The sequence below is a fragment of the Cupriavidus sp. OV096 genome (assembly GCF_900115455.1).
Taxonomy (GTDB): domain Bacteria; phylum Pseudomonadota; class Gammaproteobacteria; order Burkholderiales; family Burkholderiaceae; genus Cupriavidus.
In genome coordinates this window covers 248,770-261,161 of the sequence record NZ_FOWM01000002.1, presented here as the reverse complement: position 1 = coordinate 261,161, position 12,392 = coordinate 248,770, and the positions used below count along the sequence as shown (strand labels likewise).

At 66.9% G+C, this 12,392-nt stretch carries 14 protein-coding genes; 3 read left to right on the top strand and 11 right to left on the bottom strand.

Annotation, left to right across the window (positions count from 1 at the left end; translation table 11 throughout):
• Positions 1-17: 17 nt before the first annotated feature.
• On the bottom strand, positions 18-1,211 hold the full coding sequence (locus BM115_RS05145; protein ID WP_092291325.1) for an isovaleryl-CoA dehydrogenase: 1,194 nt from the start codon (positions 1,209-1,211) through the stop codon (positions 18-20).
• A gap of 101 nt (positions 1,212-1,312) precedes the next feature.
• Entirely contained in the window at positions 1,313-1,738 is a 426-nt protein-coding gene (locus tag BM115_RS05140; protein WP_092292091.1) for a MerR family transcriptional regulator, read from the bottom strand.
• A gap of 193 nt (positions 1,739-1,931) precedes the next feature.
• On the opposite strand from BM115_RS05140, the gene BM115_RS05135 reads away from it, so the two are divergent.
• Positions 1,932-3,008, top strand: a complete 1,077-nt coding sequence (locus BM115_RS05135) for an MBL fold metallo-hydrolase (RefSeq protein WP_092291323.1) — start codon at positions 1,932-1,934, stop codon at positions 3,006-3,008.
• 23 nt (positions 3,009-3,031) lie between these two features.
• Here the strand turns inward: BM115_RS05135 and BM115_RS05130 are convergent, their stop codons facing one another.
• The 5 genes from BM115_RS05130 to argS form a co-directional block, all read right to left on the bottom strand.
• Complete coding sequence (locus BM115_RS05130; RefSeq protein ID WP_092291321.1) at positions 3,032-3,865, bottom strand: helical backbone metal receptor; 834 nt, start codon at positions 3,863-3,865, stop codon at positions 3,032-3,034.
• Positions 3,865-4,677 (bottom strand): SDR family oxidoreductase, encoded by an 813-nt coding sequence (locus BM115_RS05125; protein WP_092291319.1) that lies wholly within the window; start codon positions 4,675-4,677, stop codon positions 3,865-3,867. The genes BM115_RS05130 and BM115_RS05125 overlap by 1 nt, the downstream gene beginning before the upstream one ends.
• A 100-nt stretch (positions 4,678-4,777) precedes the next feature.
• On the bottom strand, positions 4,778-5,416 hold the full coding sequence (locus tag BM115_RS05120; RefSeq protein ID WP_092291317.1) for a thiol:disulfide interchange protein DsbA/DsbL: 639 nt from the start codon (positions 5,414-5,416) through the stop codon (positions 4,778-4,780).
• A gap of 115 nt (positions 5,417-5,531) precedes the next feature.
• A complete protein-coding gene (locus tag BM115_RS05115; RefSeq protein WP_092291315.1) occupies positions 5,532-6,281 on the bottom strand; it encodes an SPOR domain-containing protein in 750 nt (249 codons plus the stop codon).
• A gap of 105 nt (positions 6,282-6,386) precedes the next feature.
• Positions 6,387-8,195: an arginine--tRNA ligase gene (gene argS / locus BM115_RS05110; RefSeq protein ID WP_092291313.1), complete on the bottom strand. Its 1,809-nt coding sequence runs from the start codon at positions 8,193-8,195 to the stop codon at positions 6,387-6,389.
• A 190-nt stretch (positions 8,196-8,385) separates the two neighbouring features.
• Between argS and BM115_RS05105 the strand changes: the two genes are divergently transcribed.
• Positions 8,386-8,706: a DUF1840 domain-containing protein gene (locus BM115_RS05105; protein ID WP_092291311.1), complete on the top strand. Its 321-nt coding sequence runs from the start codon at positions 8,386-8,388 to the stop codon at positions 8,704-8,706.
• Between the two features lie 165 nt (positions 8,707-8,871).
• Here the strand turns inward: BM115_RS05105 and BM115_RS05100 are convergent, their stop codons facing one another.
• Complete coding sequence (locus BM115_RS05100; protein ID WP_092291309.1) at positions 8,872-9,303, bottom strand: ElaB/YgaM/YqjD family protein; 432 nt, start codon at positions 9,301-9,303, stop codon at positions 8,872-8,874.
• A gap of 83 nt (positions 9,304-9,386) precedes the next feature.
• Entirely contained in the window at positions 9,387-9,551 is a 165-nt protein-coding gene (locus BM115_RS05095) for a DUF1328 domain-containing protein (protein WP_092291307.1), read from the bottom strand.
• Between the two features lie 282 nt (positions 9,552-9,833).
• On the opposite strand from BM115_RS05095, the gene BM115_RS05090 reads away from it, so the two are divergent.
• The gene (locus tag BM115_RS05090) at positions 9,834-11,234 is read left to right on the top strand and encodes a CHASE3 domain-containing protein (RefSeq protein ID WP_092292089.1); all 1,401 of its coding nucleotides are present in this window, start codon (positions 9,834-9,836) and stop codon (positions 11,232-11,234) included.
• 29 nt (positions 11,235-11,263) lie between these two features.
• On the opposite strand, the gene BM115_RS05085 is transcribed toward BM115_RS05090, so the two are convergent.
• Positions 11,264-11,668, bottom strand: coding sequence for a response regulator (locus BM115_RS05085; protein ID WP_092291305.1), 405 nt, complete (start codon positions 11,666-11,668; stop codon positions 11,264-11,266).
• Between the two features lie 55 nt (positions 11,669-11,723).
• Positions 11,724-12,356 carry a response regulator gene (locus tag BM115_RS05080; protein ID WP_061956399.1) on the bottom strand — a complete coding sequence of 211 codons (633 nt, stop codon included), beginning with the start codon at positions 12,354-12,356 and terminating at the stop codon, positions 11,724-11,726.
• Positions 12,357-12,392: the final 36 nt, after the last annotated feature.

Below are 12,392 nucleotides of genomic sequence, written 5' to 3'. Positions count from 1 at the left end.
CGATAGATCACATTCGATCACATCGTCTCGGCAAACAGCTCCCGGCCGATCAGCATCCGGCGGATCTCCGACGTACCCGCGCCAATCTCGTACAGCTTGGCATCGCGCCACAGCCGGCCGGTGGGATAGTCGTTGATATAGCCGTTCCCGCCGAGGATCTGCACCGACTCGCCGGCCATCCACGTGGCCTTTTCCGCCGTGTACAAGATCACCGCCGCGCAGTCCTTGCGGACCTGGCGCACGTGGCCGCTGCCCAGCGAGTCCAGGTTCTTGCCCACGGTATACAAATAGCTGCGCGCGGCCTGGAGCGTGGTGTACATGTCCGCCACCTTGCCCTGGATCAGCTGGAACTCGCCGATGCTCTGGCCGAACTGCTTGCGGTCGTGGATGTACGGCGTCACCACGTCCATGCACGCCTGCATGATGCCGACCGGGCCGCCGGACAGCACCGCGCGCTCGTAGTCGAGCCCGCTCATCAGCACCTTGGCGCCGCCATTTTCGGCGCCGAGGATGTTCTCCACCGGCACCTCGACGTCCTCGAACACCAGTTCGCCCGTGTGGGAGCCGCGCATGCCCAGCTTGTCCAGCTTCTGCGCCACCGAGAAGCCCTTCATGCCTTTCTCGACGATGAAGGCCGTCATGCCGCGCGCGCCGAGGTCCGGCTCGGTCTTGGCGTAGACCACCAGCACGTCGCAGTCCGGCCCGTTGGTGATCCACATCTTGGTGCCGTTCAGCACGTAGCGGTCGCCCCCGGGTCCGCCAACCCTGTCGGCCCGCAGCTTCATGCTGACCACGTCCGAGCCCGCGTTCGGCTCGCTCATCGCCAGCGCGCCGATCCAGTCCCCCGACACCAGCTTGGGCAGGTATTTCGCCTTCTGGGCGGCCGAGCCATTGCGGTGGATCTGGTTCACGCACAGATTCGAGTGCGCGCCGTAGGACAGCCCGACCGACGCCGACGCGCGGCTGATCTCCTCCATCGCGATCATATGGGCGAGGTAGCCCATGTTCGCGCCGCCGTACTCCTCGGCCACGGTGATGCCCAGCACGCCGAGGTCGCCCATCTTCTTCCAGGCATCCATCGGGAACTGGTCCGACCGGTCGATCTCGGCCGCGCGCGGCGCCAGTTCGGCCTGCGCCCAACTGCGCACGGAGGCGCGCAGCATCTCGATGTCCTCGCCCAGATCGAATCTCAGGCCTGGCAGTTCGGTCATGTCGGTCTCCTGTCTGTTCGTGTCGGTGTTGTGGGGCGTATTTTATTGACGTTTACGTAAACGTCAATTCCATCCGAAGGCGGATGGCTGAAAGTGCGGCATCAGGCGGTTCTGGTCTTGGGGGCTTCGCCATGTGCCGCTAGCAGCGCCCGGCAATGGCGCTCGTGCTGGTCGATCTCGGCAAGCTGGGCCTGGAGGTCTTCCATCTGGCGCTCCAGAACGTCCCGATGCTGCGACAGGGCGCCCAGGAAACGCTCCAACTGCGGCGCGGTATCGCGTGGCGACTCGTAGAGATCCAGAATTTCGCGAATCTCGTTGAGAGTGAGCCCTAACCTTTTGCCGCGCAGCGTGAGCTTGAGGCGGGTGCGCTCGCGTCCGTTATAGACGCGCTTGCGGCCGCCCGGGCCCTCGCGGTCAGGCGAGAGCAGGCCCTGATCCTCGTAGAACCGGATCGCGCGCGGGGTGACGTCGAACTCGCGCGCGAGGTCGGTAATGGTGTAGGTGGCGGAGGATGGCTGTGCCGGCATGGTGCGCCCAGGAAAGTGAACGGTCGTTCGTTGTACGGTCAAGTTTTGGTCTAAGATGACGAGCAGGCCGCGACGATTGACGTTAACGTTAGCGTCAAGTGCCGCCGCTGACAATGACTGGACAACATGACCCCACAGAGCGCCCGGTGCCCCGCTGCACCCGAAGGCGCCAGATTCGACCGAGACAAGCCCCATGAACGCACTCGAAAGCCAGCTCCACTACCCGTTTGACGAGACCATGCCGGCGCCCGGCACGCGCCAGGAAGTGGCGCCCGGCGTCTACTGGCTGCGCATGCCGCTGCCCTTCGCGCTCGACCACATCAACCTGTGGCTCCTGCGCGACCGCCTGGACGGGCAGGACGGCTGGACCATCATCGACTGCGGCATCACCAACGACATCATCAAGGGGCATTGGGAGACCATCTTCGCCAACGAGCTGGACGGCCTGCCCGTGCTGCGCGTGCTGGTGACCCATTGCCACCCGGACCACGTGGGCCTGGCGCACTGGCTCTGCAAGCACTGGGACGTGCGGCTGTGGATGAGCCTGGGCGACTACATGACCGCGCGCGTGATGTCCGGCGGCAGCGGCGTCGGCTCGAATGCCGGCGGTGACTTCGCGGCGAGCCACTTCGCCCGCCACGGCCTGACCGACCCGGACAACCTCGAAAAACTGCGCGGCCGCAAAGCCTACTATCCGTCGATGGTGCCCGACGTGCCGACACAATACCGCCGCCTGATGGACGAGGACACCGTGACCATCGGCGCCGATCCGGCCACGGCCGGCTGGCGCGTGATCACCGGCTTCGGCCATGCCCCGGAGCACGTGGCGCTCTACAACGCCGCCACCAATGTACTGATCTCGGGCGACATGGTGCTGCCGCGCATCTCGACCAACGTCAGCGTGTTCGACATGGAGCCGGAGGCCAATCCGCTCCAGCTCTACCTCGACTCATTGAACAAGTACGAAGACCTGCCGGCTGACGTACTGATCCTGCCGTCGCACGGCCGCCCGTTCCGCAACCTGCATACCCGCATCCGCCAGTTGCAGGAGCACCATGTGGACCGGCTGGCCGAGACGCTGGCCGCCTGCGCCGAGAAGCCGTGCCATGCGCACGACATCGTCGGCGTGATCTTCCGGCGCCAGTTCGACATCCACCAGCTGACCTTCGCGATGGGCGAGGCGCTGGCGCACCTGCACGCGCTCTGGCATCGCGGGCAACTTGTGCGCGAATGCGGCGATGACGGGATCATCCGCTTCCGGACGGTCTGAGGATCAGAACGGATTAGGACGAGTCAGAACGACTCGGCAAGCGTCCTGAGGTAGCGCACGCCGGCCACGGCGCGGCTGCCGTACCAGGACAGCATCTCGCCATCGACCAGCATCACCGGCCTGCCGATCTGGCGCTCGAGCGCATCGGCATGGTCCTCGGTGAAGCGGTATGGCTCGGTCGACAGCAGCACAGCGTCCAGTTCGCGCACCAGCGCGTCGCTCCAGCGGAAGGTGGGATAGCGCTCGCCGGGCGCATTCGGCCGGCTGCAATCCCCATCGACGCAGGCCGCGAGGTCCGCGCCGTCATCGGGCCAGGTGGCCCAATTCACCAGCGCCAGCATCCTGCTGATATAGGTGGCGCGCGACACCGTCATCCACGGGTCCTGCCAGATCGCGTACAGCACGGTGCGCGCCGGCCAGCGACGGGCGCGGATCGCGTCGAGTTCGGCCTGGAGCGCCTGCGCCAGCCCCTCCGACTGTTGCACTTTGTTGAAAATGCCACCGAGCAGCCGGTACAGCGCGAAGTTGTCCTCGGGCGCGCACGGGTGGGTGACGATCACGTGCGGCACGAAGGTGCGGATCTCGTCCACGGTTTCGCGCCGGTTCTCGTCGATATTGACCACCACGTGGGTCGGCGCCAGCGCCCGCAGCTTGTCCAGCTTGACGTCCTTGGTCCCGCCGACCTTCTCCACCGCCCGCACCGCCGGTTCGGGATGGATGCAGAAGCCGGTGCGGGCCACCATCTGGTCGGCCAGGCCGAGATCGAACAGCAGCTCGGTCACGGACGGCACCAGCGAGGCGATGCGGACCTCGCCACTGGCCGGGCCGTGGGCCTGCCCGAGGGCGTCGGTCCGCATCAGGCGTCTCCCCCACCGGCGCGGTCTGCCTTGCGCGGCTTGCGCGGCGCGCGGGCGAACAGCTTGTCGTAGAGCCACAGCGGCATCACGTGCAGGATCGACGCCACCACCCCCATCTGCCACGGAATCACCTTGTAGCGCGTGCCGGCGGCAATCCGGCGGATGGCCTTGCGCGCGAAGACGTCGGCATCCATCAGGAACGGCATGCGGTACGGGTTGTGCGCCGTCATCGGCGTGCGGATATAGCCGGGCGCGATGGTCACCACGCGGATGCGGTGCCGCGCCTGCTCCAGCCGGAGGCTTTCCAGCAGCTTCACCACGGCGGACTTCGAGGCGCTGTAGGCCCCGCCGCCGGGCAGGCCGCGCACGCCGGCCACGCTGGCGATACCGACCAGCGTGCCGCGCCAGCCGCCGACGCCGGGCGCGCGCTCGCGCATCGGGTGCAGGAAAGGCTGGAAGGTGGTCAGGGTGCCGAACCAGTTGGTGTCCATGACCAGGCGGAAGTCGTCCAGGTCCTCGCGCTCGCTGGCCACGGTGCCCACGGAGATCCCCGCGTTGGCGATCACCACATCGGGGCAGCCGAAATGGTCGAGAAAATCGGTGGCGGCGGCGTGCATGGCGTCCGCATCGCGCACATCGGCCGCATAGATGCGCACGGCGTTGGGGTTGGGCAGGGAGGCGGCGAAGTCGCGCAGGGCCTCTTCGCGCCGGCCTACCAGCCCGAGTACGGCGCCCTGCGCCGCGTAGGCGCGCGCCAGCGCCTGGCCGATGCCGCTCGATGCGCCGGTAAGGAAGACTTTCAGGGGTCGCATCGGATCAATATAGTGAATTCGGAGGGAGAACGGCCCGGATCAAGCAAAACGGCCCGGCACGCTTCTCGCGCACCGGGCCGTCGGGGTCATGCCGCGCGGATCAGAGCTTCTTCGCGCGCACGCCCGTGACCAGGAAATCCATGGCCTGGATGGCAGCCGGCTTGGTGCCGGCAATGCTCGGGGAGGTCTCGTACTTGCCCTGCACCACCACGGTCGGCACACCCTCGATCTTGTACGAATCGGCGATCTTGTTGGCGCGCTGGGCGTTCGTGGTCACCGTGAACGAGTTGTAGGTATCGAGCCACTGCTTGCGGTCGATGCCGTTCTTGGCCATGAAATCGGCGATTTCGTCGGTGGTCAGCATGCGCTTGCGGTCCTTGTGGATCGCCTCGAACACCTTGCCGTGCAGGGCGTCCAGCTTGCCCAGCGACTCCAGCGCATAGAAGATCTTGGTGTGCGGCAGCAGGTCGTCGCGGAAGGCTACCGGCACGCGCTTGAACACCACGTCCTTGCCCTGCTTGCTGACCCAGGCTTCCAGTTCGGGCTCGAAGTCGTAGCAGTGCGGGCAGCCGTACCAGAAGAACTCGGTCACTTCGATCTTGCCCGCCGGTACCGGCTGGGGCGACTTCAGCACCGTGTAGTCCTTGCCCTCGGCCGGTGCGGCCATGGCTGCGGGCGCAGTCATCAGCAGACCGCCCACGGCGGCGACGGTGGCGAGGAAAGCGGCGATTTTCTTCATCTTCGAAGGGCCTTCTGATAGGTCAGAGAGATCAGGGGGATGGCCCGCACGCAGCGAGCCGACCGGTAAGACAAGTGCGGCGGCGCCCGGTTCCTCCGCGGCGCCGCCCGCCATGTTACTGCTTTGTAAAGCGGATCACCGAAGCTTCGAAACCGTTCGATTGCAGGCGGTCGCGCGCCCGGTTCATGTCCTCGATACGGTTGAACGGCCCCAGACGAACGCGGTACATCTTCACGCCGTTGACATCGCGCTCCGTGACCTTGGCTTCGAAGCCCTGCATGGCCAGATTGGCCTTCTGGCGGTCCGCGTCGTCCTGCGAGCGGAAGGCGCCCACCTGGAGCAGGTAACCCACCTTGTTGGCGTCAGCCTGGGCGATCTCGGCGATCGGGTCGGCTACCGGCTTCTCGGCCGGGCGCGTGGCGGGTTTTTCGGCCGGACGCGAGGCATCGGCCGGCTTGGCGGCGCTGGCCGCGCCGTTGGCGGGCTGGTCAGCCGGGCGGGTGGTCGCCACCGGCGGCTGCGCCGGGGTAGCCGGCTGCCCGTCGGGCTGGCCCACCGGCTTGGCCGGCGTCTTGCTCCACAGCGGCCGGTTCGGGTCGCTCGGGCCCTCGGCCTGCTGCTGCGGTTGCGTCGGCGCCGGCAGCGGCGTGGCCACGTTGCCGGGCTCGCTCGGGCGCTGCTGGGCATTGCCGTTGGCGCCCTTCTGCTGGAACGGCGCGGGCGACTTGGTGATATACAGGGCCACCACCACGGCGATGGCCAGGCCGACGATCAGCCCGAGCACCAGGCCCAGGAACGTACCACCGCGCTGCATCCGGACATGGGTACGGGTTGGGCGCGCGGCGCGCTTGCGTTGCTGTTGCATGAAGTCCTCTTCGGTGTTGCCGGGGATTATAGGGCCTGTCCCGGCAGGCACGATTGAGACCACTCTGAAAAGTGGCCCAAGAATCCGTCACAGGGGCGTTGCGGCTCAGTTGGCGGCGGGCTCGCGGTCCATGCGTTGCGGCGCCGAGACGCCAATCACGGCCAGGCCGTTCTTGAGCACCTGGCGCGTGGCCGCCAGCAGCGCCAGCCGGGCGCGCTTGACCGCCTCGTCGTCCACCAGCACGCGGTCCGCGTTGTAGAAGGCGTGGAAGTCGCCGGCCAGGTCGCGCAGGTAGAACGCCACCGCATGGGGCGCCAGCTCGCCGGCGGCAGCCGCCAGCATGTCCGGGAACTCGGCCAGACGGCGGCCCAGGGCGATGGCCTGGGCGCTCACGTCCGCGGCGGTCACGGCGGCCAGGTCTGCCCCGGCCAGTTCCGGCAGGCGGGCTTCCCAGCCGGCGCCGCCCCAGGCCTCGAAGATCGAGCAGATCCGGGCGTGGGCGTACTGCACGTAATACACCGGGTTTTCGTCGTTCTGCTTCAGGGCGAGGTCCACGTCGAACACGAATTCGGTGTCGGCCTTGCGGGACAGCAGGAAGAACCGCACGGCGTCGCGGCCGCGCGTGAAATGGGCGGGCCAATCCGCCACGCCGGCGTCCAGCAGGCCGCGGATGGTCTCGTCGCCGCCGTTGCTCCACTCGATCAGGTCGCGCACGGTCACGTACGAGCCGGCGCGCTTGGAGATCTTCACCTCCTCGCCGTTCTTCATCACCGTGACCATCTTGTGGAGCACGTAGTCGGGGTAGCCCTGGGGAATGCCCATGTCCAGCCCCTGCAGGCCGGCGCGCACGCGGGCGATGGTGCCGTGGTGGTCGCTGCCCTGCACGTTGATGACCTTGGCGAAGCCGCGCTCCCACTTGGTGGTGTGGTACGCCACGTCCGGCACGAAGTACGTGTAGGTGCCGTCCGTCTTCTTCATGACGCGGTCCTTGTCATCGCCGTCGTCGGTGGTGCGCAGCCACAGCGCGCCTTCGCTCTCGTAGGTCTTGCCCTTGGCCACCAGCGACTGCACGGCGCCTTCCACGCGGCCATCGCTGTACAGCGACGACTCCAGGTAGTAGCGGTCGAACTTCACGCCGAAGGCCTGGAGGTCGATATCCTGCTCGTTACGCAGGTAGGTCACCGCGAATTTGCGGATCGAGTCGATATCGTCGATGTTGCCCGAGGCGGTCACCGGCTCGCCGTCGCTGGCAGCCACCGTCTTGCCGGCCAGGAAGTCGGCGGCGATATCGGCGATGTAGTCGCCGTTGTAGGCGGACTCGGGCCAGCCGGCCTCGCCCGGCTTCAGGCCGCGCGCGCGGGCCTGGACCGAGATGGCCAGCGTCTGGATCTGCACGCCGGCGTCGTTGTAATAGAACTCGCGGTGCACCGCCCAGCCGTTCCAGGCCAGCAGGTTGGCCAGCGCGTCGCCCAGGGCGGCCTGGCGGCCGTGGCCGACGTGGAGCGGCCCGGTCGGGTTGGCGGAGACGAACTCCACCAGCACCTGGCCATGCTCGCCGGCCGGCCGGGCGCCGAATCGATCACCTTCGGCCAGCACGGCGCGCAGCACGTCGGCGCGGGCGGCGGGGGTCAGGCGCAGGTTGATGAAGCCGGGGCCGGCAATCTCGGCCTGGGCGACGATCGCCGTGGCACGGGGGTCGGCCTGCACGGCGGCGACGATCTTCTGGGCCAGTTCGCGCGGATTGCTCTTGAGCGCCTTGGCCACCTGCATGGCGATATTGCACGCCAGGTCGCCGTGGGCGGCCACCTTGGGGCGCTCGAAGGTGACGGCGGGCAGGGCGGCGTCGGCCGGGGCGAGCGCGCGCACGGCGTCAGTGAACGCGGCGGCAAGATTGGAGGTCTGAACAGGCAGCATGGATGTCTTTGCCCTGAAGGCGCTAAAGAGAGCGATGAACGGTCCGGAGGCGTTGCGGCAAGTGCGCCGCGCGTCGCGTGACCGGCACCGGAAATCGGGAAACGCGGAATTTTATCAGGTGCTATGCTGACATCATGCGACCGTGCCGCGCGGCTTGTGCGGAACTTCGTCACTCGTGAAAGGAAACATCATGCTGATCACCTTCAAATCCCACGCGGCGCAGGACCTGATCATGATGAAGGATCTTGCCCTCACGCTGCTTGGCATCATCGGCAAGCACATGGGCGAGCGCGGGGTGATCACGTCCGAGGAACTCCCGCGCGCCATCAAGAAACTCGAGGCCGCCGTGCAGGATGCGAAGAAGGTGCACCCCGCCGATACCTCTGTCCACTCCGACGCCCGCGACGAGGACGAGGAAGAACCCCTCCACCTGGGCCAGCGCGCCTACCCGTTCCTGGACATGCTGCGCGCGTCCGAGCGGGAAGGCGCCAACGTGATGTGGGGCGTCTGACGGCCCGCGGGCCGTAGTCGACAAGAAACAGGCAAAAAACAGGCAAAAAAATGCCCGGCCACCATCGAGGTGCCGGGCGTCCCGGATCAGGGATATATCCGGAAAGGGGGTTTTGCTGCAGGGGTAAAACGGTACAGGCCCGGCGTGCCGGGCCAGGATATTCGGTTACTCGTCGCTGCGGCGTCCCGCCAGCAGCAACCCGATACAGGCGCCGATCAGCGCGGCAATCCCCACCGCCTTCAGCGGGCTTTCGGCCACGCGCGCACGGCCGTGATCCACGGCTTCATCCATGTGTTCCCGGGCCCAGTGCATGCCATCGGTCCCCCGGGCGCGAATCCGTTCCGCCATCTCGTTGGCCCGCATGCGCAGGCGGCGGCCGGCCGCCAGGCCCTCTTCCGACCCCTCGTGCGTGAGCACGTCGATGGTCTGCTGGAGCTGGGCGATCAGGGCCTTGACCTCGCCCGAAACCGGTACGGCGGCGTCACGCGCCGCGTCGCGGGTATCCCGGGCGGCATGTTTCAGCTGGCGCACGGCAGCATCGGCGCTGTCATGCAAGTGATTGATTTCCTTCCGGACTTTGGGGTTCTGCGTGAGCATAGGGACTCCTCATTGCGGTTCGGGGTACTGAGCACCGCGCCCGCCGGCCGATCCGGCGTGGGCGCGTGCCGCGTGCGTGCCCCTTACCTTCTGCGGATCAGGCCCATCACGAAGGTGACAAGCGCCACGACCAGGAAGATGAAGAACAGGATCTTGGCAATTTCGACGGCACCGGCGGCAATGCCACCAAAGCCGAAGATCGCCGCGATCAGCGCGACAACGAAGAAAACGAGTGCGTAATGCAGCATGGCCAGTCTCCCGAGGTTAGCGGGCGCACCCCGGTTGCTGCGGTGCGCCCGGCTTGCGCCACGGTGCGCAAGCTCATAGCCTCATCGTAGGGTCATGCCCCGGCGCCAGACACCGACCCCCGACCGATTCCCGTGTCAGCCAAGTCCTACAATGCACACCGCGCCGCACCGGGTGCGCCACTCGGGGGCCGTCTGTACGATTGACCCTGCCATGTCGATGTGATTCCATGGCCGCACGTGCGCCCGCGCGTCCGCCCAAACCGGTATTTCCTGGTATTCGTGATGGCCAAGCACTCCCTACTTCTCAGAAATACCCTGCTGCTCGCCGGCGGCATCGTGCTGACTCTGGCCGTCCTGATTGCCTCGGAGACGGGCAACCTGCGCCTGCGCGAGGGCTATACCGAGGCCATCCGCTCCCAGCAGCTGCAAAGCGACCTGGGCGCGCTGATGGGCGAACTCGTCAATGCCGAGGCGGGCCAGCGCGGCTTCCTGCTGACCGGCCAGGACAGCTACCTGGAGCCGTACTACAAGGCGCTGCCGCAGATCAACGCCCTGATGGCGCGCATCCGCCAGCACTACGCCAACGACGCCGAGGGCCTGCGCCAGTTTGGCGAGGCGTCCCAGTTCGTCACGCGCAAGCTCAACGAGATGGCCCTGACGCTGGTCTACGGCAAGCGCGATGTGGACGTGGCGATGGACCTGATCCGCACCGATTTCGGCCGCCAGACCATGGAAGCCGCCCGGCGCGGGCTGGAGCAGCTGCAGGTGCGCGAGTCCGGCACCGTCACGCACAACCTGGAGGCCGCCGAGCATGACCTCCAGCTCTCGCGCTACGGCATCGGGCTGCTGACGGCGATCAACATCCTGCTGCTGGTGACGGTCGGGCTCGGCCATTCGCGCCGGATGTCGATGGCCGAGGCGGCCCGTATCCAGCTGGAAGAAGAAAGCGCCCGGCTCGACCGCAAGGTGCGCGCGCGCACGCGGCAGCTTTCCGCGCTGGCGGCCCACTTGCAGCGCGTGACCGAGGACGAGAAGACCCGGCTGGCGCGCGAACTCCACGACGAACTGGGCGCCATCCTGACGGCAATCAAGCTCGACCTGCACTGGGTGCGCATGCGCGTGCAGGAGACCCACCCCGAGGCCCGCGACAAGCTGACCCGCGTGATGCTGCACGTGGACCAGGGCATCCAGATCAAGCGCCAGCTGATCGAGGACCTGCGCCCCACCGTGCTGCTGAACCTGGGCCTGCGCGAGGCCATCATCCAGTCCGTGGAAGACGGCGGCGCGCGCAACCAGTGGGAAACCGACGTGGAGCTACCCGATTCCCTGCCGCCGCTGCGCGACAGCGCGGCCATCGCGCTATACCGGATCGTGCAGGAATCGCTGACCAACGCCAGCAAGTACGCCGAGGCGCGCCACGTGTCCGTGGCGCTGGCCTGCACCGACGACCATCTCACCATGACCATCCGCGACGATGGCAAGGGGCTGCCGCCAGACTTCGACGCCGGCAGCACGGCCGGCCACCATGGCCTGCTGGGGATGGAGCAGCGCGTGCTGGCGCTGGGCGGGACGATGCAGATCGATTCCGCGCCGGGCCAGGGCGTGAGCGTGCGCGTCGAGGTGCCGCTCACCACATCGGTGCTGGCGCCGCCGGAGGAAGCAGAGAAGGAAGCCGAGCTGTAGGCCGTCAGGCCGAAGTCGCGCCGCGGCCGTCAGGCCGAGGTGGCGTATTCCTCGATCACGCGGAACACCTGCTCCAGTTCCAGCGACTTGTCGAAGAAATAGTCGGCCCCGGCCTCCGTGCACTGGCGGCGGTACATCGAGACCTGCGCATGATTGGTGTAGACGATGCGGATGCCGGAGAGCCCGGCGCGCTGCATCTCGCGCAGCACGTTGATGCCGTTGCCCTGCTTGAGCTGCAGGTCGACGATCACCACGTCATAGTGCCCGCTCGCGGCCAGCCGGATGGCCATGGCCTCGGTATCGGCCCAGTCCACGGATTCGACGAACGGGAAAGCCGTCAGGTATTCCAGCAGCATGCCCCGCAGGACCGCGGAATCCTCGATCAGGAGGACACGCAGCGATCGGGTCGAGGAGGCCGTGGCTTGCTCCGGCATGGTGCGATAGGGGGCGGGGAAAAAGGTCTGTTTGCTGACTGGGGACGACGGGACGCTACTCCACCAGGCCATTCTTGATGGCGTAGTACGTCAGGTCGGCGTTGGTCTTCATGCCCATTTTTTCCAAAATGCGCGAGCGATAGGTACTCACGGTCTTCACGCTCAGGAACAGCTCGTCGGCGATGACCGAGACCGACTGCCCGCGCGACAGCTTGCAGAAGATCTGGAACTCGCGCTCGGAGAGGGTCTGGTGCACCGGTTGCTCGGTCGGCTTGTCCAACCCGCCGATCAGCAGGTCGGCCACGGTCGGGCTGACGTAGCGGCGGCCCTGGGCCACCGTGCGGATCGCCTTGACGAGGTCGTCCGGCGCCGATTCCTTGGTCAGGTAGCCCGACGCGCCGGCACGGATCAGGTTGATCGCGTACTGGTCTTCCGGATAGGTGGACAGGATCAGCACCGGCAGGTTGGGCAGGCGCTGCCGGATCAATTTGAGTACGTCGATGCCGTTCCGGTCCGGCATGGATATGTCGAGTACGAGGACATCGAACTCGCTGTCGCGCAACTGCGCCATCACTTCGTCGCCGCTGGCGGCTTCGCCCGTCACCTTGATGTCGGGTTCCTCTGAAATGAACTGGCGCAGACCGGCGCGAACGATCTCATGATCGTCGGCGATCAAGACGCGGATCATCGGTGTCTCCCACGGTGAGGGGCCGGCCGGGCTGAA